Raw genomic sequence first — 20,502 nt, 5'->3', positions numbered from 1 at the left:
CATTTCTGTACCAAAAAACAGGGCATGCGCCCTGTTTTTTTTCGGGAGGATCTCATGAGCACCTTCATTCTCCTTGCCGCGCTTGCCAGCCAGATAACGTTCAGCACCTCACAGCAGGCAAATGTGACAACCATTATTCCTCAGGTCACGCTGGCAGACGCCTGCGAATGTCAGGTTGAGGTGTTATCTGTCCGACAGGGGCAGGGGGGACAAAGTACATCGCGGCAGAAAAATACTCTTTTTATACCCGCTAATCAGCCGATTGATTTAACGCGAATCAGTTTAAATATTCGCTCAGGGGATGCGGTAAAAATAATCGTCACCGTTTCCGATGGAAAATCGCTTCATTTATCACAGCAGTGGAACGCACCGGCAAGTACGCTTTAATCATTCATAAAATCAATGATTTAATAAAGTGGCGGTGCTGCACAGGTAAGCTATGCTGATATCAAGAACCCAGCAAACGGGTTGCTTAAACAGATACGTCATAACGGAGCGTTTTTACCCCTCAAGGACGAATTTCATTGAGGAGTACAAATAATGTTCAAATCCGCAGCGTGTATTATTTCTGGTCTGGGACTGATCCTGTCCTCTTTTTTTTCTCCGGCTTATTCAGCAACTATAGAGAATGGTGGGGTGATTCATTTTCGTGGCGCGGTGGTCGCTGACCCGTGCGAAGTCACGCCCCGGCATCGGCAGTTTGCGATTTCCTGCCCGGAAAATAACCGTATGAAAACGCATACCATCAGTTATGACGAGGCGCTCCGGGGCCATCATCCTCACTCAGCGCTGGCCGCTGTCACCATGAAATACCTGAATGAAAAGAAAACGCTTGCGGTCGTTCAGGTGGATTACCGTTAACCGCCGTTTTTTTCGCGACAGTTTTTCTCCTTCTCCCTCTGCGATACACTGATGAAAAAGGCGGGTTGCAGAGGGTGTTTATGAGACCGCAAATCGACGTTATTCATGGCGATATCACGACGGTGCACGTTGACGTGATCGTCAACGCAGCCAATTCCTCCCTCTTGGGTGGGGGCGGGGTGGATGGTGCCATTCACCGGGCCGCGGGCCCTCAGCTCCTTGAAGCATGCAAAACCGTGCGCCAGCAGCAGGGAGAGTGCCCGCCGGGGCATGCTGTTATTACGCTTGCGGGCGATCTCCCGGCCAAAGCGGTGATCCATACCGTTGGACCCGTCTGGCACGGTGGCGACCGCCATGAGGCTGAGATTCTGGAGCAGGCTTATCGTAACTGCCTGCGGCTTGCGGCAGATAACGGCTATAAGACCATGGCGTTCCCCGCCATTAGCACCGGGGTGTACGGTTATCCAAAGGAAGCGGCAGCTACGATCGCCGTGAATACCGTTTATCACTACCTTTCCCTCAAACCCATGCCGGAAAAAGTCATTTTTGTCTGTTTCGATGAGCACACCGCCGACCTGTATCAGCGGCTTTTGACCGCGCGCAGCCAGGCATTTTGATGTCTGAAAAGCAAAAACGGCGCTCTGGAGGCGCCGTTTTTTTATCCCGCTTTAACCTGAGGTTTGCCTGAGAACAGGAAACGCAAAAGCGGGATCCGCAGGTGGATTTCATACAACACGATGGCAATGCCAACCACAAAGACCAGACCGGTGAAGAAGCCCAGCGCATTCGATTTGATATGCGGCGTAATGTACGCCCCGAAAAACAGCGTCAGCGGATGGTGGACCAGGTAGATAAACAGTGAAGCATTAACGAAATAGGTGACGCGACTTGATTTAAAATTCAGCAGACGATGGCCAAGGGCGAACACCACGTTAACCATCCACAGGCCCATCAGCATCGTTATCACGCTCTCTGTCTCATACATCCACGCGTCCCCGCTGCCAAAGCGCTGATTGAGAAGATAGGCGGCAAAGGCCAGCGCAGCACCCACCGCACACCAGGGGGAGGGGGTGGTAAACAGCGCTTTAAGCCGGGGATGAATAAATGCCAGCGCCCCAATCAGGAAGAAGGGAATGTAGAACAGGGTCTGCATCACCACGAAATTAAACAGCCCATCGCTCAGAATGGGAGGGTAGACAATGAGCAGCGTACGCCTGACGGCGGCATACGCGACCCCCAGCGCAAGAAACAGCAGCGACAGCTTACCCAGGGTGATGTTGGCGAAGAAGGTCGAGGTTGCGGCGCTCGCGCGCTGGCGCAGTTGACTGAAGATCAGCAAACTCACCGTGGTTAGCACCACCAGTACCAGCAGGAACCAGAGGTGGGAAATCAGCTCCCAGACCAGGGTGTTGTATTTCTCATAGAACGAGAGATTAGGCCAGTTTTCCGCCTTGCCTTTAACATGCTGCAACATGATGAACTGCGGCAGCGTCAGCAGCGGAATGGCCGTCAACATTGGTATGCCCACGCGCTCCACGCGCACTTTCCACCACCGCTTGAGGGGATAGCGCAAGAAGAGCATGTAAGAGAAATAGCCTGAAATGACGAAAAACACCTGCATGCGGAAGGCATGGATAAAATCATTGAACAGCGTCAGCCACCAGGAGGGCATCTGGCTGTTCACATGCCAGGTGTGGCTGGAATAGATCAGTGAAATATGAAAAGGGATCCCCAATAGCATGAGCCATGCGCGGATCGAGTCGAGGAAATATTCACGTTGTACAGGGGTTGTGCTCATATAACTTTGCGCATTCTCAGACTTTTCGCCTTATCCCTAAGGCTCATAATGGTTACATTCGGAGCCAACCCTACACCAAGACCGACACCCTGTCTCCAGGATAAGCACGCAAAGTGAAAAGCGGGTTCTTTCATTTGCTTAATCCATGAGCCAGCGAGCTGAACAAAGCAGTGATAATGTTGTCGGATTGCCTGAGTTTCCATTAAAATGGATCGGATCGATATAAGCACACAAAGGGGGAAGTGCTTACTTATTATGAAACATAAACCACAAATGATGAAAATGCGTTGGTTGGGTGTAGCAGTGCTGTTGTCACTGTATACCTCATCTGCACTGGCCTTTAACATCGATGATGTCGCAAAACAGGCTAAATCGATGGCGGGCAAGAGCTACGAAGCGCCAAAAAGTAACCTGCCCTCCGTTTTCCGCGACATGAAATACGCGGACTATCAGCAGATCCAGTTCAATCACGATAAAGCGTACTGGAACAATATTAAAACCCCGTTCAAGCTTGAATTTTACCACCAGGGTATGTACTTCGACACGCCGGTTGCCATCAATGAAGTGACGGCGACCGCGGTACGTAAAATCAAGTACAGCCCGGATTATTTCAATTTTGGCGATGTGCAACACGATAAAGACACGGTGAAAGACCTCGGCTTCGCAGGCTTCAAGGTGCTTTACCCGATTAACAGCAAAGATAAAAACGACGAAATCGTCAGCATGCTTGGCGCCAGCTACTTCCGCGTGATTGGCGCGGGGCAGGTATACGGGCTTTCTGCGCGCGGTCTGGCAATTGATACCGCGCTGCCATCAGGTGAAGAATTTCCACGTTTTCGCGAGTTCTGGATCGAACGTCCAAAACCAACCGACAAACGTCTGACAATTTATGCGCTGCTGGACTCCCCTCGTGCGACAGGCGCTTATCGCTTCGTGATCATGCCAGGGCGTGACACGGTGGTTGACGTGCAGTCTAAAGTTTACCTGCGCGATAAAGTGGGCAAACTGGGCGTCGCGCCGCTGACCAGCATGTTCCTGTTCGGGCCGAATCAGCCGTCTCCGGCGACTAACTTCCGCCCTCAACTGCATGATTCTAATGGCCTTTCCATTCATGCTGGTAACGGCGAGTGGATCTGGCGTCCGCTGAACAACCCGAAACACCTCGCCGTCAGCAGCTTTGCGATGGAAAACCCGCAGGGCTTTGGTCTGCTGCAACGTGGCCGTCAGTTCTCCCGCTTTGAAGATCTGGACGACCGCTACGATCTGCGCCCAAGCGCCTGGGTTACACCGAAAGGCGACTGGGGTAAAGGCAAGGTTGAGCTGGTTGAAATTCCAACCAATGATGAAACCAACGATAACATCGTGGCGTACTGGACACCGGATCAGCTGCCTGAAGCCGGTAAAGAGATGAACTTCAAGTATGCGATCACCTTCAGCCGTGACGAAGACAAACTGCACGCACCGGATAACGCGTATGTGATGCAGACGCGTCGTTCTACGGGGGACGTGAAGCAGTCCAACCTGATTCGTCAGCCGGATGGCACGCTGGCATTTATCGTGGACTTCACCGGGCAGGATATGAAAAAACTGGCGCCGGATACTGCCGTGACGGCACAGGCCAGCATTGGCGATAACGGTGAAATCGTTGAGAACGCTGTGCGTTACAATCCGGTCACCAAAGGGTGGCGTTTGACCCTGCGCGTGAAGGTGAAAGATCCGAAACAGACCACTGAAATGCGCGCCGCGCTGGTCAGTAACGATAAGCCGCTGAGTGAAACCTGGAGCTATCAGCTACCTGCCAATGAATAATACATCTGAATATATTGATGCCATGCCGCTAACGGACATTGAAAAAGCGGCACTCCCTGCGAGCGACATCCGCGCGGTTCACACCGCGCTGGATGGTGAACATCGTCACTTTTCCCGTGATGATGATACGCCGCTGGGGTCAGTGAAGGCACGTCTGGAGCAGGCATGGCCAGACTCGCTGGCAGAAGGGCAGTTAATCAAGGATGACGAAGGGCGTGACCAGCTACAGGCGATGCCGAAGGCCACGCGTTCCTCTATGTTCCCCGATCCGTGGCGCACCAACCCGGTGGGTCGCTTCTGGGATCGCCTGCGTGGGCGTGACGTGACGCCGCGCTATCTGTCACGTCTGACCAAAGAACAACAGGCGTCCGAGCAGAAATGGCGTACCGTGGGAACGATTCGTCGTTACATTCTGCTGCTGCTGACGCTGGCACAGACGGTTGTCGCCACCTGGTACATGAAAACTATTCTGCCGTACCAGGGCTGGGCATTGATTAACCCTGCTGACATGATTGGCCAGGATATCTGGGTCTCCTTCATGCAGCTGCTGCCGTATATTTTACAGAGCGGCATCCTTCTGCTGTTCGCCGTGCTGTTCTGTTGGGTCTCCGCCGGGTTCTGGACGGCGCTGATGGGCTTCCTGCAACTGCTGATGGGGCGTGACAAATACAGCATTTCCGCGTCGACGGTCGGGGATGAACCCCTCAATCCTGAGCATCGTACCGCGCTGATCATGCCTATCTGTAACGAAGATGTTGACCGCGTATTCGCCGGGCTGCGTGCCACCTGGGAGTCCGTAAAGGCGACCGGTAATGCGGCGCACTTCGACGTCTACATCCTGAGCGACAGCTACAACCCGGATATATGCGTGGCAGAGCAAAAAGCCTGGATGGAGCTGATTGCTGAAGTGCAGGGTGAAGGGCAGATCTTCTACCGTCGTCGTCGTCGTCGTGTTAAGCGTAAGAGCGGGAACATCGATGACTTCTGCCGTCGTTGGGGTAACCAGTACAGCTACATGGTGGTACTGGATGCGGACTCCGTGATGAGCGGCGACTGTCTGAGCGGGCTGGTCCGTCTGATGGAAGCCAATCCGAACGCGGGTATTATTCAGTCCTCGCCAAAAGCGTCCGGTATGGACACGCTGTATGCGCGCTGCCAGCAGTTTGCGACCCGCGTCTACGGGCCGCTGTTTACTGCCGGTCTGCACTTCTGGCAGCTGGGTGAATCTCACTACTGGGGCCACAACGCCATTATCCGTGTGAAGCCATTCATCGAGCACTGCGCCCTGGCGCCGCTGCCGGGTGAAGGATCGTTTGCCGGGTCCATTCTGTCGCATGACTTTGTGGAAGCCGCGCTGATGCGTCGCGCAGGGTGGGGCGTCTGGATTGCCTACGATCTGCCGGGCTCGTATGAAGAGCTGCCGCCGAACCTGCTGGATGAGCTCAAGCGTGATCGCCGCTGGTGTCACGGTAACCTGATGAACTTCCGCCTGTTCCTGGTGAAGGGGATGCACCCTGTTCACCGTGCGGTGTTCCTGACGGGCGTCATGTCCTATCTGTCTGCGCCGCTGTGGTTTATGTTCCTGGCACTCTCGACCGCGTTGCAGGTTGTGCATGCCCTGACGGAGCCGCAGTACTTCCTGCAACCGCGCCAGCTGTTCCCGGTGTGGCCGCAGTGGCGTCCGGAGCTGGCGATTGCGCTGTTCGCGTCGACCATGGTGCTGCTGTTCCTGCCCAAGCTGCTCAGTATCATTCTGATCTGGTGTAAAGGTTCGAAGGAGTACGGTGGTTTCTGCCGCGTAACCCTTTCACTGCTGCTGGAAGTGCTGTTCTCGGTCCTGCTGGCACCGGTGCGTATGCTGTTCCACACGGTATTCGTGGTGAGCGCGTTCCTGGGATGGGAAGTGGTGTGGAATTCACCGCAGCGAGACGATGACTCTACGCCATGGAGTGAAGCCTTTATGCGCCACGGCTCTCAGCTGCTGCTGGGCCTGGTGTGGGCAGTTGGTATGGCCTGGCTGGATCTGCGTTTCCTGTTCTGGCTGGCGCCAATCGTCTTCTCGCTGATCCTGTCGCCATTTGTGTCGGTGATCTCCAGCCGTTCTACGGTGGGCCTGCGTACCAAACGCTGGAAGCTGTTCCTGATCCCGGAAGAGTATTCTCCGCCGCAGGTGCTGGTGGATACCGATACCTATCTGGAGCAGAACCGCAAACGCACGCTGGATGATGGCTTTATGCACGCCGTGTTTAACCCGTCATTCAACGCGCTGGCAACCGCGATGGCGACTGCGCGTCACCGCGCCAGCCAGGTGCTGGAGATCGCCCGCGATCGCCACGTTGAGCAGGCGCTGAATGAGACGCCAGAAAAACTTAACCGCGACCGTCGTCTGGTGCTGTTGAGCGATCCGGTGACGATGGCACGGCTTCACTACCGCGTGTGGTCTTCTCCGGAGAGATACTCTTCGTGGGTGAACTACTACAAGGACGTGAAGCTGAATCCGCTGGCCCTGAAGACGAAGTAAGTTGTTAAGTAGGGCGGGTAAGCGAAGCGCCACCTGCCAAATCAAATACCGGCTGTGGGGCCGGTATTTTTTTAGAGGTCAGAAATGAAAGTAATCATCGTCGTCATGATGGCATGCCTGCTCAGCGGCTGCGGCAGCATCATCAGCCGCACCATTCCCGGACAGGGCCACGGGAATCAGTACTACCCCGGCGTACAGTGGGATGTCCGCGATTCCGCATGGCGCTATCTCACCGTGCTCGATCTGCCGTTTTCGCTGATTTTCGACACGCTACTGCTGCCCATCGATGCCAGCCACGGCCCTTACGAGTAACGAGAGCTTATCGCTCGTCCCATTCGTCCGCTGCGGCCTGACCTTCTTCGGTATCCAGCGGCGGTTCGAGCTGAAACTCACCTTCATCCCATTCATGCAGCGTATTTTCTTCCAGCCACTCCTGACGTAACTCAATTTCGTCATAGTCGCTGTCGAATACCGCCTGCGCACCTTCACCACTCAGTATCGGCAGACATTCTCCGTCCTCACCTTCATCAGCAAAGAATTCGGCCTGCCACATAATATCGCCGTCCTGAAGGACGTATTTTTGGATATTGAGTTGTTGCACGTCAGCATCTTCTTCCTCAATGCCGGGATTATCGGCGAGGAATTCTTCGCGAGCGGCATCGATAGCTTCTTCCAGCGTGGCGTACATGGTCATTGGTGTCTCCCTGTTTTTCGTGAAGGTATTCAGGGAAAGAATAGCTGATTATATGATTGTGCAAGTATGAATGCGTAAATTAGCCGTCACGATGTTGTGTTATGCGCGCCGGGCGTAGCGCCCGGGATAAGCTGAGCCAGGAATAAACAGCGTTGAACAGCACGACGCCTGCCGTCACGATAAAGACCGCCCGGAAACCGAAACTGGCCGAAACCCCCGCGCCGACCAGCGGCCCGGTGACGTTACCCAGATCGCGAAACGACTGGTTGTAGCTGAAAATACGTCCGGCAATCTGGTTGGTGGAGTTATAGACCAGCAGCGTCTGCACCGCCGGAAGCAACGCGCCGTCCGCTGCGCCCAGCAGAAAGCGCAACACGCCGAGCTGCCAGGGAGACTGCACCATCGACATGGGGATCAGCAGCAGAACGGAGACGATCAGGGCGCAGATCAGGATTTTTTCCGGGCCAATGCGATCGCCCAGCCTACCGAGCCGTGGCGCGCTCAGCAACGCGGCCACGCCGGGAACAGAGGCGATCACGCCGCTGATAAAGGCGATATTGCTGACGTTGCCGGCCAGGTCGCGGACATAGAGCGTCAGAATAGGCGCGATTGAACCGGTGGCCACCTGAATAATCATGGTGGTCACAAACAGGCTCAGCACCAGCTTTGGGTTTTTCAGCGAGGCCAGCACATCCCGGGCGTGCAGCATCTCTTTTTTGGCTACCGGCGTGAAATTCTCACGGATGCAGATAAGCGTCACGAGGAAGCAGAGGAACAGCACGCTGGCGGTAATGAAGAATACCGGCCGCAGTCCGTAATGGTCGGCCAGCAGCCCGCCCGCCAGCGGACCCAGCAGTGCGCCGCTTACGCCGCCAGTGGAAAGCGTACCCAATGCCCAGCCGCTTTTGTGGCGTGGGATTTGGGTTGCGATCAGGGCGTTGGCATTGGGGATAAATCCCCCGAGCAGACCCAGGAGCGCGCGTAATATCAGAAACTGCCAGACATTCTGCGCCACCCCCATCAACAGCATTATGATCGCCATGCCGAGCGCGGAGCGCAGCAGCATAATTTTGCGGCCTTTGCGATCCGCAAGCCCACCCCAGAAAGGCGACGCAATGGCGGAGAACAGGAACGTAATGCTGAACACCAGGCCGGACCACATATTCAGTGCGCTATGGCCGGTGACGCCGAGCTGTTCAACGTAGAGGGGCAGGAAGGGCATTACCAGGCTAAAGGCGGCGCCAGTAAGAAAACAACCCAGCCATGCAACCGTCAGGTTGCGTTTCCAGTTTATGGGAGCATCTGTGGAGGACATAACTATCCGCATAATGAGGTGCAGGGCACCGTGACCAGTGAGGTAATAAGCCTGCTAATTATGCGCCTGGGGTATGATTGCCGCAATGACGGGGAGCTTTTAAAGCTAAAACAGCTTGCGGCCCAGAAGACCGCATGCAGATTAATAACGAGAAGGGACGCCCTGAGGCCGGGTTTTGAAGCGGCGATGCAGCCACATGTACTGCTCGGGAGCGAGCATAATGCATTTCTCGACAATAGCATTCATCCAGCGCGCGGTGGTTTCTGCATCATCCAGCGGCGGCGTGAGTTCCGGCTCCAGCATGATGAGCTGATAGCCTGAACCGTCTGGTTTACGGCGCGGTACAAACGGCACGATAGCCGCTTTGGACATCCGCGCCAGCATCCAGGTCCCGGTGGTTGTCGCCGCATCTTCCACCGCAAAGAACGGGACAAACACGCTGGATTGCGGGCCATAGTCATGATCCGGGGCATACCAGACCACTTCACCTGATTTGAGGGCGCGGATCATCCCTTTAAGGTCTTTGCGGTCGATCATGCTTTTATTCGAGCGCATGCGTCCGTTGGTCTGTATCAAATCGATCACCGGATTATCGTTGGGACGATAAACGCCAATACCCGGTGCCTGCATGCCGAACATGCGCGCGCCAATTTCGAGCGTCAGGAAATGAACGCCAATCAGCAGGACGCCAGTCTGGTTGTCCTGGAGATTATGCACCGGATCCATGCCGGTTCCGGCCACTTCCGTCCAGCGCGCCATGCGCTTATCCGACCAGAACCAGGCCATACCGGTCTCCATCAGTCCCATGCCGACAGATTCGAAGTTTTTAACCACCATGTCGTGACGCTCAGATTCGCTCATCTGAGGAAAGCAAAGCTCAAGATTTCGATACGCGATCCTGGCGCGACGCTTCATAAACTGTTGAGCAATGCGGCCCAGTCCTTTACCCATGCGGAAAATTACGGGATAAGGCAGCTGTACAATTAGCCACAACAAGCCAATGCCTGACCATGTTAACCAATAGCGTGGGTGTAAAAGCGCGGCAGTAAATTTCGGTAACTGGGTCATGTCTGTCCTGTGTTCTAACGTCCTGAAGGGCTATTGTCTCATTTTTTGAGGCATAGCCAAAATGTCTGTCATCGAAACATGAAAGAATATGCAAGTGTTAAGTCTGATTAATCAGGTTGACTGAAATGTAGCGTAAATTGTGTGGATGTAAATTGTCTTTGTTTGCTATATCATGCCGACCGATTTTTATTTCTCAACGATTGCAGGACTTGTACACCATGCCAGTGTTACACAACCGCGTTTCGAATGAGATGTTGAAAGCGCGTATGTTGGCCGAAACCGAACCGCGCACAACGATCTCTTTCTATAAATATTTTACCATCAACGATCCACAGGCGACCCGCGATGCGCTTTACCAGGCTTTCACCGCCCTGAACGTGTTTGGTCGCGTCTATCTGGCGCGTGAGGGTATTAACGCGCAGATCAGCGTGCCGGAAAGCAAAGTCAGCGCCTTCCGCGATCTCCTTTATGGTTTTGATCCGGCGCTTAACGGCTTACGCCTGAACATTGCGCTGGATGATGACGGCAAATCGTTCTGGGTGCTGCGCATGAAGGTGCGTGAGCGTATTGTGGCGGATGGCATCGACGATCCGAACTTCAATGCCGCTAATGTGGGGGAGTACCTCAAGGCCGCTGAAGTGAACGCGATGCTCGACGATCCGGATGCAGTGTTCATCGATATGCGTAACCACTACGAATATGAAGTGGGCCACTTCGAGAATGCGATGGAAATTCCTGCCGACACTTTCCGCGAACAGCTGCCGAAAGCGGTTGAGATGATGCAGGAGCATAAAGACAAAAAGATCGTTATGTATTGCACCGGTGGGATCCGCTGCGAAAAAGCCAGTGCCTGGATGAAACACAACGGTTTTAATAAAGTCTGGCATATTGAGGGTGGGATCATTGAATATGCCCGCCGCGCCCGCGAGCAGGGGTTACCGGTGCGTTTTATCGGTAAAAACTTTGTGTTTGATGAGCGTATGGGCGAGCGAATTTCAGAGGACGTAATCGCTCACTGCCACCAGTGCGGTACGCCGTGCGACACGCATACCAACTGCAAAAACGACGGTTGTCATCTTCTGTTTATTCAGTGTCCTGCATGTGCCGAGAAGTTTAATGGCTGCTGTAGCGAGCTGTGCAGTGAAGAGAGTATCCTGCCTGAAGAAGAGCAACGTCGTCGCCGTGCCGGGCGCGAGAACGGGAATAAGATCTTTAATAAATCCCGGGGCCGACTGAATACCAAACTGGGTATTCCGGACCCGGAGTAAAACATTGCCCGGCGGCGTAAAAGCCTGCCGGGCCTGTTTTATGACTTCTGCTGAACGCCTTCCACCGAAATAATCAGCTCTACATCCTGCGATGCCGGTCCTAAATCTGTGGTGATATTAAAATCTTTCAAATGAATTTTGCCGGCGGCTTCAAAGCCAGCACGTTTTCCGCCCCACGGATCGTCGCCCTGGCCGATTAATTTCGCATCCAGTGTTACCGGTTTTGTTACGCCGTTCAGCGTAAGATTACCGGTAATAGCGAGCTTATCACCGTCTTTCTTCACTTCTGTCGACGCGAAAGTAGCTTGCGGGAATTTGCCTACGTTCAGGAATTCAGCGCTGCGCAGATGTTTATCACGCTCGGCGTGATTAGTGTCGACGCTGTTAGTATTAATGGTGACGTTTACTTTATCGGCAGCAGGGTTTTTCTCGTCGAAACTAAATGTGCCATCGAAATCATTGAACGTACCATATAACCAGCTGTAACCCAGATGCTGAATACGGAAATTGACGAAGGCATGCTGGCCTTCTTTATCAATTTTATAGTCGGCGGCAATGGCCGAACCGGTGGTAAATAACAGCGAACCTAATGCGATACCCAACAGGCGTTTTTTCATTTTATGCTCCAGAGTCAACTGACGAACGGCCAAGCATGCGCTTCAGCGTATCGTCTTTATCGATAAAGTGGTGTTTCAGGGCCGCAAGGCCATGCAGAACAGACAGGATCACCACGCTCCATGCCAGCCACAGATGAACCACACCTGCGGTGTCAGCCTGTGAACCGGCGTCAGCCAGCGTGGCAGGGACGTCAAAGAGCCCAAACACGCTGATCGGTTTGCCGTCTGCGGTCGAAATGAGATAACCGCTGATCAGAATGGCGAACAGCAGGGCATAGAGTGCGATATGTGCGCCAACAGCGCTTATGCGGGTAAGACGGCCATGGCTTTTGGGGGCAGGAGGGGGCGGAGAGAGATGTCGCCAGATCACGCGAAAAACCAGACCCATCATCAGCAGAACCCCAATGCTTTTGTGCAATTCGGGGGCCTGATGATACCAACCGTCATAATAGCTTAATGTCACCATCCAGAGGCCGAGACCAAACATGGCATAGACAGCAAGTGCAAATAGCCAGTGTAAACACATGGATATTATTCCGTAGCGGCTGGAGGAGTTACGCCATTGCATATGAATTTCCGTTCTCAAATGACTGAGCAATAAAAATGGCCGGATTAATTAAATAATGCAACTGAAAAAAAGGAATAATGTTATTTAGTTATTTTATTTCAGCGAATTTGAATATGTTTCCGCAATGTATTTCAATCGCTTCGTTCAATAAATTTGAGATGACTTTTTATAAAAACTATAAGTTAAATAAGTTTAAAGGAGTGTCAATAAACGTCAGTGATGGTTTTCAGAAGAATACAATAAAGATGACGTCAACAATCGCCAGCAGCGACCAAAGGACAATGTAGAGCATGAAATGCTCGCGGATGTTATTGATAAGGTAATTCACCAGTCTGCGCATCATGATCCTCTCGCAAATCAGGCTCCGGTTATTCGGAGCCTGTAGCGGTATTATCGGCTAAAGCGCGAGAGCGCGAAGGGTTTGAGATCAAACGAAGGCGCAATCCCCTGAGCAAACTGGGCGGCGATTTCACCTAACACAGAGGCAAATTTAAACCCGTGACCGCTGAGCCCGGTTACGATCAGGGTGTTGTCGTGCCCAGGCAGGGTGTCGATGATGAAGTCTTCATCTGGCGTATTGTCGTAGGTGCACGCTGCGCCATAAAGCAACCCGCCTACGCCCGGCAGAATATTACGCAGGAACGTGAAGGCTTCGGAACCATCCTGCGGATAGGCTCCGTACGGCTTGCGTTCTTCCGCAGAGGAAATTACCTGTCCGCCGTTATGTTTGCCAATCTTGAGCGCGTCTTTTTCCGAGGGGAAACCGTAGTACTGGTCGCCATTAGGTAACTCGCCCGTGAACGCCGGGAATTTGTTTTGGCTGCTGTAACGCCCGTCAGACTGGAACCAGGAGAAGACTTTGCGTACCGGCTGGATGGGCAGATCCGGCAGCAGTTTCGTCACCCACGTTCCCGCACTCACCAGCAGGCGCGTGGCGGTATATTCACCTTCAGACGTGGTGACGGTTGAACCCCCGGCATGGTGGGTGATACCCGTGACCGGACAGTTAAACAACTGCGCGCAGCCCGCTTTGGCGGCGAGATCAATCCAGGTCTTAATGGCCGTTTCGCTGTGCAGTACCCCGGAATTGGCTTCAAACAATCCAATGTAGTCTTCAGGGACAGAAATTTCCGGCCAGCGCGCCATTATGTCGTTCGCATCCAGACGCTCAACGTCCAGACGGTAGGCTTTCGCGCTCTCCTCGACATTCGCCAGAAACGTGGAGTTGGCGGGCCCCAGGTTAATGACCCCGGTGCGCTCAAAAATGCGTTCTTCGGTGACTGCGGCCAGCTCATCCCACAGCGTCTGAGCCCGAAGCACCAGCGGTACATAGCGCTCACCTTCGCCGTAAGCGTGACGGATAAGACGGGTATCGCCGTGATGGCTTCCTTCAGAATGAGGGGGAAGGTGGGCGTCAATCATCAGCACATTCAGACCCGCCTGCGTAGCGTAATAACCGGCTGCAGATCCAACGGAGCCGCTTCCGATAATGATCAAATCGTATTTCATAGGCTTCTCTTTACTAACGCTTTGTTAGCAGAGTAATTAACTATGTGGGCTTATACAAGAGCGAAATAAATAAGGCACCGCGAGGGTGCCTGTTGAGTGAAAAGGGGCATAAGGTCAATGCCGTTTATACTCATTTTCCTGGTAGTCGCCAGATTCTATTTTTGCGATGCCTGCTTCCAAAATAGAAATAAACTGACGGGCGACGTCTGTTGTAAGCCACAGCGTCTGTCCAACTTCCGCTTCGTCACGGTTTAGCTGATTCGGGGTCTGGTAGTGCAAACGCAGCATCAGCGCATCGTAGCTGTCTACGGTGCTGATATCCCAGCCAACGAGTGGATGGGTCTGGATGACTTCATTATTCTTTTCCATTATAACCCCCTTAATGCGTGTTAGAAGACAACGACTTTGAGGTTCAATGCATGTTTTTCTGAAAGCTTTTTCAGTATATCAATTAATAAGGGTTCCGCAGGAAAAAATAAACGGGTAGCAACACATTTTTCTGCTTTTTAGGATTGTTCGAACAATAAAACGTCATCTTGTTCACGATTTTCTAAGAAGATACTGAAATATTTTGAACTTTCAGGAGACGAAACGAAAAAAAGCCGGGGCGACCCGGCAAAAAACACAATGAGGGAGCAAATTTTAATCAGTGATAAACCAGTCGTCGGCGCTTTCCCATGTTTCCTGCAAAATTTCGCTGATGCGGTCTTTGTCTTCTTTCGCGCCGCCAATGACGGAAAGATGGTTTGCTGTCGCATAACGTACCGTTATGGCGCCATCGTTTTCAGGAAAAGTGCTGTTAATACGTCGGGATAGCTCACCCGCCAGAGCGTCGAGTGCGCCAGCAGGCAGGACGGTGGTTTTGGCAATGGTGACTTCAATACGCATAAATGCCCCCTGTGTAATATACTGTTTATTTATACAGTTGTATTGGCGGTTTGACAACAGGGGGATGACAATTTTTTAGCTTTTTACCGTCCAGCTTACGGTTTCACCGGCCAGGAAGGGGATCAGCGTATCGTCGGTGAGCGCAATCGACGCTTCAACCTGGCTTTCTTTGCGCTCCAGCTCAATGAACGTGTCATTAACCGGCAGACCGTAGAAACGCGGGCCGTTAAGGGAGCAGAAGGCTTCGAAATGGCCTAACGCATTCATCTCGTCAAAGACGGTTGCGTAACTTGCCAGGGCGGTCGGGGCGTTAAAGCAGCCTGCACAGCCGCAGCTCGCCTCTTTTCGGTGACGGGCATGCGGGGCGGAATCCGTGCCGAGGAACGCGCGCGGGAAGCCGCTGGCGACCAGCTCACGTAGCGCCTGCTGGTGGATATTGCGCTTGAGGATCGGCAGACAATACAGATGTGGACGAACGCCACCCACCAGCATGTGGTTACGGTTAAACATCAGGTGCTGCGGGGTGATGGTGGCGGCAATCAATTCGTTTCCATCCCGGACATACTCTGCGGCATCTTTGGTCGTAATGTGTTCAAACACTACCTTCAGCCCAGGAAGACGCTGGCGCAGCGGCTCCATGACCGTTTCGATAAAACGCGCTTCGCGATCGAAAATATCAATGTCAGCGTGGGTCACTTCCCCGTGCACCAGCAGTGGCATCCCCAGTTTTTGCATACGCTCCAGAACGGGCATGATGGCGTCGATGCTCGTCACCCCATGGCTGGAGTTGGTGGTGGCGTTTGCCGGGTAGAGCTTCGCGGCGGTGAACACACCTTCGTTAAATCCGCGCTCAACCTCATTGGGATCCAGCGAGTCCGTCAGATAGCAGGTCATCAACGGAGTAAAATCGTGCCCGGCCGGAACGGCGTCAAGGATACGCTGGCGATAGGCGATCGCGGCCTCGACGGTGGTGACTGGCGGAACCAGGTTAGGCATAACAATCGCACGGCCATAAATTTCGCTGGTATACGGCACGACGGTTTTCAGCATGTCGCCATCACGAAGATGGATATGCCAGTCGTCTGGGCGGCGGATTTTGAGAACCTGGGATTGTACAGTCATGGAAGCTCCGGCTTGAAAGGGATCAGTCATAAGATGGCTGTTTTTGCCGGACACAAATCATAAGCGGAAACGTTTTCGTTTGCACACTATTCCGTTAAAAAAAACGGGCGCCTGAGCGCCCGGAGTATTTAGTCGGTGAAAGGAATGATGATTTCACCCGGTTTCACCTCTATCCCTTTGGCATATTTCTTCGCCAGAGATTCGCCCTTACTCTTGTCTTCGCTCAGAACGTAGGCGGGCTGCTGGTTGAAATAGTTTTGTAACGACTGGTTGAGATAAGGCATCAGCGTTTGCAGCACCGGTTTCATTTTATCCGGAGTGACGACCGCATCGACGATTTCCATCTCTTGCAGGAAAATTGCCCCTTTCTCTTTATTGAAGACCGGCAGCGCCTTGAGCTTCAGCTTGATATCCGCTTTCTGATTGCCGAAGAGCGAGGTCATGTCGAGGCTGGCATCGCCGGACAGGGTGACTTTGTTAGGCTCCTCGCGCCCAATCTGGCTGGCGAGATTCGTCAGGACGATATGTGCATCCGCAAGGCCGGGCACGCCGATATCTTTTGAAAAGTTATTATGTTTTTCCAGCGCCTGATTAATTTCCTGCTCACTGACGGTGTACTGCGTAAGCTGGTTACATCCCACCAGCAGCCCACTGACAATTAACGCAGCGGCAATAACGATCTTTTTCATGGTGTTCCTCAACATAAAATCGGCGCATCTGTCCTGATACGCCAGTATGTCAGGGTGATCCTGGAGAAACCAGCAGAAAAAACTGATAGTGAAGGGAGGTAAATATCCTCCCCCAGAAGGTCAGGCGCCAGGTTCCAGCATCCCGCGGGTGCTGCGTTTATCACTGAACTGCCACCAGAGGGCAATCAGCGTCATAAAGCCGACCATACCGAGCATGACCCACGGCAGCTCCGGCTGATGGAGCGCTTTTCCAGCATCAAACAGCCAGCCGCCACCGGTGTAACCCAGCGCGCCGCCAAGCGCAAGTCCGAGACGGCTGAAGCCCATGTAGCTGCCACGGGCCCGGGCGTCGGCAAGTGACGCGCTCAGGGTTTCACGGGCCGGCTCGGCAATGATTGAGCCAATATAGAAGGTGCAAATCAGCATAAACAGCTGCTGGAGTGAACTCACCAGGCCGATGGGCATCATGCTCAGCGTCATCAGCAACAGCCCGGCCATCAGACGGTGCTCAAGCCGGAAACGGCGCTCGCTCCACCGGGCAATCGGATAGAGCAGAGTCAGAGAAAGGCAGGCCTCAATGGCATACATCCATTTTACCGCCGCCGGCGTGCCGGCAATATCGTTAACCATAATCGGCAGCATCAGCATGACCTGTACGGCGAGCATGTAGTAGCCGGTCAACGTTAAAACATAGGTGACGAAGCGTTTATCGCTCAGCACGCGGTCAAGCCCTTCCCGCACCGGCGCTTTTACCGTCGACAGCTTCCATGCAGGCAGAAACAGACCGTTAAACAGCGCGCAGAGAATAAACAGCACCGCGCCGGTGGCGCAGACCAGGCGGAAATCGTATTGCAGCAGCCAGCTTCCCAGCAGGGCGCCCACTACCGCGCCAGCGCTGTCCTGCATCATCAAAATTGAGAAGAAACGACCCCGGTGTTGTGGGCGGATCAGCTTGACTACCAGCGCGGTACGCGGTGGGTCGAAAAGGGTGCCGCCAATCCCGGAAAGGAAACAGGAGAACCACAGCAGCCAGGGGTCATGAGCGATTGCCATCGTGGCGAATCCCGCCGCACGTAACAGCATGCCGGTGACGATCATCGGTTTCGCACCAAAGCGGTCGGCTATTGCCCCGCCAAACACGCCAAGACCCTGTTGTACAAACTGGCGTAAGCCCAGCGCGATCCCGACCATCAGCGCCGCCCAGCCCATTTGATCGACAAAACGAATCGATATAAGTGGAAAAACGACAAAAAAGCCGAGCACGACCAGCATGTTATCGACGAGCAGGAAATATTTACCCAGGCTCCTGGCCTGTGATACGCGAGACATTTTCCCTCCAGGGAAAATAAAAGGTGAGCACGCTAATATTCTGCGGTGTCGCCGCGCTTTTTCACATACCTGCTGGCGACAATATTTTTTTATCAAAAAGGTGCTTTGATAGAGAGTTCTCATCGAAAAATGTGAAAAGCGATAAAAATGGTATGTCACTGTTTTCACAGAAGGCACAGGCGCAGGTATAGTAAAGCTAACAGGCAGAGCAGAAGCGACGGGAAGGAGTGGTATCGATGTTTGGCTATCGCAGTAATGTGCCAAAAGTGCGTCTGACGACGGACAGGCTGGTCGTTCGTCTGGTGCATGAGCGTGATGCCTGGCGTCTGGCGGATTATTACGCCGAGAATCGCCAGTTTTTAAAACCTTGGGAACCCGTTCGGGACGAGAGCCATTGCTACCCCTCTGGCTGGCAGGCGCGCCTCAGTATGATTGCGGAATTTCACAAACAGGGAAGTGCGTTTTATTTCGCGCTTCTCGATCCGGAAGAGAAAGAGATCGTTGGCATTGCCAATTTTTCAAACGTAGTACGCGGGTCGTTTCACGCCTGCTATCTCGGGTATTCCATCGGCCAGAAATGGCAGGGGCAGGGGCTCATGTTTGAGGCGCTGACGGCGGCGATTCGCTACATGCAGCGCACGCAACATATCCATCGCATTATGGCGAACTACATGCCGCACAATAAGCGCAGCGGCGATCTGCTGGCCCGCCTGGGGTTTGAGAAAGAGGGCTATGCCAAAGATTATCTGCTGATTGACGGCGAGTGGCGGGACCATGTGCTCACCGCGCTCACCACGCAGGAGTGGACCGCGGGTCGTTAAGGAGAAAAGATGAAATATCAGTTAAATGGCGCCGAAGCGCGCGTGATTGGCTGCCTGCTGGAAAAGCAGGTTACGACGCCGGAACAGTATCCTCTTTCCGTGAATGCCGTCACGATGGCCTGCAACCAAAAGACGAACCGTGAGCCGGTGATGAACCTTGGCGAGTACGAGGTGCAGGATATCCTTGATGAGCTGGTGAAGCGCCACTACCTGCGCACCGTCAGCGGCTTCGGTAATCGCGTCACTAAATATGAACAGCGCTTTTGTAATTCCGAATTTGGCGATTTAAAACTCAGCGCCGCAGAAGTGGCGGTTATCACCACGCTGCTGCTGCGCGGGGCGCAGACGCCGGGTGAACTGCGCACACGCGCCTCCCGCATGCATGAGTTTCAGGATATGCAGGACGTTGAACAGACGCTGGAGGGATTAGCCTCACGCGAGGACGGTCCTTACGTGGTGCGTCTGGCCCGCGAACCGGGCAAGCGTGAAAGCCGCTACATGCACCTGTTTAGCGGCGACGTGGAGTCCTCTACGCTGGCCGTCGAATCCGACACGCCAGCATCAAACGACAGCCTGACCGCGCGCGTGGCAGCCCTGGAAGACGAGGTTGCCGGGCTGAAGCAGCGTCTGGATGCTTTACTCGCACACCTGGGAGATTAACCGTGACTACATTACGCATTGGAGTGGTGGGGCTGGGCGGGATTGCGCAAAAAGCCTGGCTGCCCGTTTTAGGCGCCGCGTCAGACTGGACGCTGCAAGGGGCGTGGTCGCCCACTCGCGAGAAAGCAGAGCGCATCTGCAAAACCTGGCGCATCCCTTATGCTGGCTCACTCCAGGATTTAGCCCGTGAATGTGATGCGGTATTTGTGCATACCTCAACCGCGACGCACTTCCAGGTGGTGAGCGAGTTGCTGAACGCAGGCGTTCACGTCTGCGTTGATAAGCCGCTGGCGGAAAATGTGCAGGATGCTGAACGACTGATTGAGCTGGCCGCGCGTAAAAAGCTGACGCTGATGGTCGGCTTCAACCGCCGTTTTGCGCCGCTCTATCAGAAGCTTAAAGCGCAGTCCGGCTCGTTTGCTTCTCTGCGTATGGATAAGCACCGTACCGACAGCGTAGGGCCGAACGATCTGCGGTTCACGCTGCTGGATGATTATCTCCACGTCGTGGATACGGCCCTTTGGCTGAGTAACGGAAAAGCCCAGCTGCAAAGCGGCACGCTGCTGACCAACGAGCAGGGTGAAATGGTTTACGCCGAACATCATTTTGCCGTTGAGCATTTACAGGTGACGACCAGCATGCATCGTCGGGCGGGCAGCCAGCGCGAGTCCGTGCAGGCCGTTACGGATGGCGCGCTGTATGACGTCACCGATATGCGTGAGTGGCGGGAAGAGAAGGGCAATGGCGTGCTCGCGTTACCCGTTCCCGGCTGGCAGAGCACCCTGGAGCAGCGTGGCTTTGTGGGCTGCGCGCGTCACTTCATTACCTGCGTGCAGAATCAGACGGTTCCTGAAACGTCCGGGGAGCAGGCCATTCTGGCGCAGCGCATCGTGGAACGACTCTGGCGCGAAGCGATGTCGGAATAACTCGCTGTAACATCTGCCGATAGTAATTCGTTGAAATCC

Annotated in this window: 23 protein-coding genes; 10 read left to right on the top strand and 13 right to left on the bottom strand. The window is 53.9% G+C overall.

Features of this window, described 5'->3' with window-relative positions:
* The first annotated feature begins 54 nt into the window (after positions 1-54).
* The 3 genes from csgC to ymdB all read left to right on the top strand — a co-directional run bounded on the left by csgC (position 55) and on the right by ymdB (position 1,478).
* Entirely contained in the window at positions 55-387 is a 333-nt protein-coding gene (gene csgC / locus ACOTZP_RS13255; protein ID WP_023299776.1) for a curli assembly chaperone CsgC, read from the top strand.
* 153 nt (positions 388-540) lie between these two features.
* Positions 541-861, top strand: coding sequence for a type 1 fimbrial protein (locus ACOTZP_RS13250; protein WP_045307928.1), 321 nt, complete (start codon positions 541-543; stop codon positions 859-861).
* Between the two features lie 80 nt (positions 862-941).
* Positions 942-1,478: an O-acetyl-ADP-ribose deacetylase gene (gene ymdB, locus ACOTZP_RS13245; RefSeq protein WP_022647704.1), complete on the top strand. Its 537-nt coding sequence runs from the start codon at positions 942-944 to the stop codon at positions 1,476-1,478.
* A gap of 41 nt (positions 1,479-1,519) precedes the next feature.
* Here ymdB and mdoC read toward each other — a convergent pair whose 3' ends face one another.
* A complete protein-coding gene (gene mdoC, locus ACOTZP_RS13240) occupies positions 1,520-2,659 on the bottom strand; it encodes a glucans biosynthesis protein MdoC (protein WP_022647705.1) in 1,140 nt (379 codons plus the stop codon).
* A 255-nt stretch (positions 2,660-2,914) separates the two neighbouring features.
* On the opposite strand from mdoC, the gene mdoG reads away from it, so the two are divergent.
* The 3 genes from mdoG (at position 2,915) to ACOTZP_RS13225 (ending at position 7,301) form a co-directional block, all read left to right on the top strand.
* On the top strand, positions 2,915-4,468 hold the full coding sequence (gene mdoG, locus ACOTZP_RS13235) for a glucans biosynthesis protein MdoG (protein WP_032622136.1): 1,554 nt from the start codon (positions 2,915-2,917) through the stop codon (positions 4,466-4,468).
* Complete coding sequence (mdoH, locus tag ACOTZP_RS13230; RefSeq protein WP_271075096.1) at positions 4,461-6,989, top strand: glucans biosynthesis glucosyltransferase MdoH; 2,529 nt, start codon at positions 4,461-4,463, stop codon at positions 6,987-6,989. The genes mdoG and mdoH overlap by 8 nt, the downstream gene beginning before the upstream one ends.
* A gap of 84 nt (positions 6,990-7,073) precedes the next feature.
* Positions 7,074-7,301: a YceK/YidQ family lipoprotein gene (locus tag ACOTZP_RS13225; RefSeq protein WP_003858030.1), complete on the top strand. Its 228-nt coding sequence runs from the start codon at positions 7,074-7,076 to the stop codon at positions 7,299-7,301.
* 7 nt (positions 7,302-7,308) lie between these two features.
* Here ACOTZP_RS13225 and ACOTZP_RS13220 read toward each other — a convergent pair whose 3' ends face one another.
* The 3 genes from ACOTZP_RS13220 to ACOTZP_RS13210 form a co-directional block, all read right to left on the bottom strand.
* A complete protein-coding gene (locus ACOTZP_RS13220; RefSeq protein WP_271075097.1) occupies positions 7,309-7,683 on the bottom strand; it encodes a MysB family protein in 375 nt (124 codons plus the stop codon).
* A gap of 79 nt (positions 7,684-7,762) precedes the next feature.
* Positions 7,763-8,998, bottom strand: coding sequence for a multidrug efflux MFS transporter MdtG (gene mdtG / locus ACOTZP_RS13215; RefSeq protein WP_154848736.1), 1,236 nt, complete (start codon positions 8,996-8,998; stop codon positions 7,763-7,765).
* Positions 8,999-9,139: 141 nt separating this feature from the next.
* The gene (locus tag ACOTZP_RS13210) at positions 9,140-10,066 is read right to left on the bottom strand and encodes a Kdo(2)-lipid IV(A) acyltransferase (RefSeq protein ID WP_271075098.1); all 927 of its coding nucleotides are present in this window, start codon (positions 10,064-10,066) and stop codon (positions 9,140-9,142) included.
* 218 nt (positions 10,067-10,284) lie between these two features.
* On the opposite strand from ACOTZP_RS13210, the gene ACOTZP_RS13205 reads away from it, so the two are divergent.
* Positions 10,285-11,334, top strand: a complete 1,050-nt coding sequence (locus ACOTZP_RS13205) for a rhodanese-related sulfurtransferase (protein WP_023299780.1) — start codon at positions 10,285-10,287, stop codon at positions 11,332-11,334.
* Positions 11,335-11,372: 38 nt separating this feature from the next.
* Here ACOTZP_RS13205 and ACOTZP_RS13200 read toward each other — a convergent pair whose 3' ends face one another.
* The 9 genes from ACOTZP_RS13200 to mdtH all read right to left on the bottom strand — a co-directional run bounded on the left by ACOTZP_RS13200 (position 11,373) and on the right by mdtH (position 18,056).
* Positions 11,373-11,951 carry a YceI family protein gene (locus ACOTZP_RS13200; RefSeq protein WP_022647711.1) on the bottom strand — a complete coding sequence of 193 codons (579 nt, stop codon included), beginning with the start codon at positions 11,949-11,951 and terminating at the stop codon, positions 11,373-11,375.
* A gap of 1 nt (position 11,952) precedes the next feature.
* Complete coding sequence (locus tag ACOTZP_RS13195; protein ID WP_022647712.1) at positions 11,953-12,519, bottom strand: cytochrome b; 567 nt, start codon at positions 12,517-12,519, stop codon at positions 11,953-11,955.
* A 226-nt stretch (positions 12,520-12,745) separates the two neighbouring features.
* Positions 12,746-12,859: a YceO family protein gene (locus ACOTZP_RS13190; protein WP_022647713.1), complete on the bottom strand. Its 114-nt coding sequence runs from the start codon at positions 12,857-12,859 to the stop codon at positions 12,746-12,748.
* Between the two features lie 50 nt (positions 12,860-12,909).
* The gene (gene solA, locus ACOTZP_RS13185; RefSeq protein WP_023305854.1) at positions 12,910-14,028 is read right to left on the bottom strand and encodes an N-methyl-L-tryptophan oxidase; all 1,119 of its coding nucleotides are present in this window, start codon (positions 14,026-14,028) and stop codon (positions 12,910-12,912) included.
* 114 nt (positions 14,029-14,142) lie between these two features.
* Entirely contained in the window at positions 14,143-14,397 is a 255-nt protein-coding gene (gene bssS, locus ACOTZP_RS13180) for a biofilm formation regulator BssS (protein ID WP_023299782.1), read from the bottom strand.
* A 273-nt stretch (positions 14,398-14,670) separates the two neighbouring features.
* Positions 14,671-14,916 carry a DNA damage-inducible protein I gene (gene dinI / locus ACOTZP_RS13175; protein ID WP_022647715.1) on the bottom strand — a complete coding sequence of 82 codons (246 nt, stop codon included), beginning with the start codon at positions 14,914-14,916 and terminating at the stop codon, positions 14,671-14,673.
* A gap of 75 nt (positions 14,917-14,991) precedes the next feature.
* Positions 14,992-16,038: a dihydroorotase gene (gene pyrC / locus ACOTZP_RS13170; RefSeq protein WP_022647716.1), complete on the bottom strand. Its 1,047-nt coding sequence runs from the start codon at positions 16,036-16,038 to the stop codon at positions 14,992-14,994.
* Positions 16,039-16,166: 128 nt separating this feature from the next.
* A complete protein-coding gene (locus tag ACOTZP_RS13165; RefSeq protein ID WP_023305855.1) occupies positions 16,167-16,727 on the bottom strand; it encodes a lipoprotein in 561 nt (186 codons plus the stop codon).
* Positions 16,728-16,847: 120 nt separating this feature from the next.
* Positions 16,848-18,056, bottom strand: coding sequence for a multidrug efflux MFS transporter MdtH (mdtH, locus tag ACOTZP_RS13160; protein WP_022647718.1), 1,209 nt, complete (start codon positions 18,054-18,056; stop codon positions 16,848-16,850).
* Between the two features lie 236 nt (positions 18,057-18,292).
* On the opposite strand from mdtH, the gene rimJ reads away from it, so the two are divergent.
* The 3 genes from rimJ to ACOTZP_RS13145 are packed head-to-tail and all read left to right on the top strand — an operon-like array spanning position 18,293 to position 20,463.
* Positions 18,293-18,877: a ribosomal protein S5-alanine N-acetyltransferase gene (rimJ, locus tag ACOTZP_RS13155; protein ID WP_003858007.1), complete on the top strand. Its 585-nt coding sequence runs from the start codon at positions 18,293-18,295 to the stop codon at positions 18,875-18,877.
* 9 nt (positions 18,878-18,886) lie between these two features.
* On the top strand, positions 18,887-19,537 hold the full coding sequence (locus tag ACOTZP_RS13150) for a YceH family protein (RefSeq protein WP_045307934.1): 651 nt from the start codon (positions 18,887-18,889) through the stop codon (positions 19,535-19,537).
* A gap of 2 nt (positions 19,538-19,539) precedes the next feature.
* Positions 19,540-20,463, top strand: a complete 924-nt coding sequence (locus tag ACOTZP_RS13145) for a Gfo/Idh/MocA family protein (RefSeq protein WP_058647113.1) — start codon at positions 19,540-19,542, stop codon at positions 20,461-20,463.
* The last annotated feature ends 39 nt before the right edge of the window (positions 20,464-20,502 follow it).

The sequence above is a fragment of the Enterobacter cloacae complex sp. SYL001 genome (assembly GCF_049237025.1).
Classification (GTDB): domain Bacteria; phylum Pseudomonadota; class Gammaproteobacteria; order Enterobacterales; family Enterobacteriaceae; genus Enterobacter; species Enterobacter intestinihominis.
This window is presented reverse-complemented; position numbering and strand designations above follow the sequence as displayed.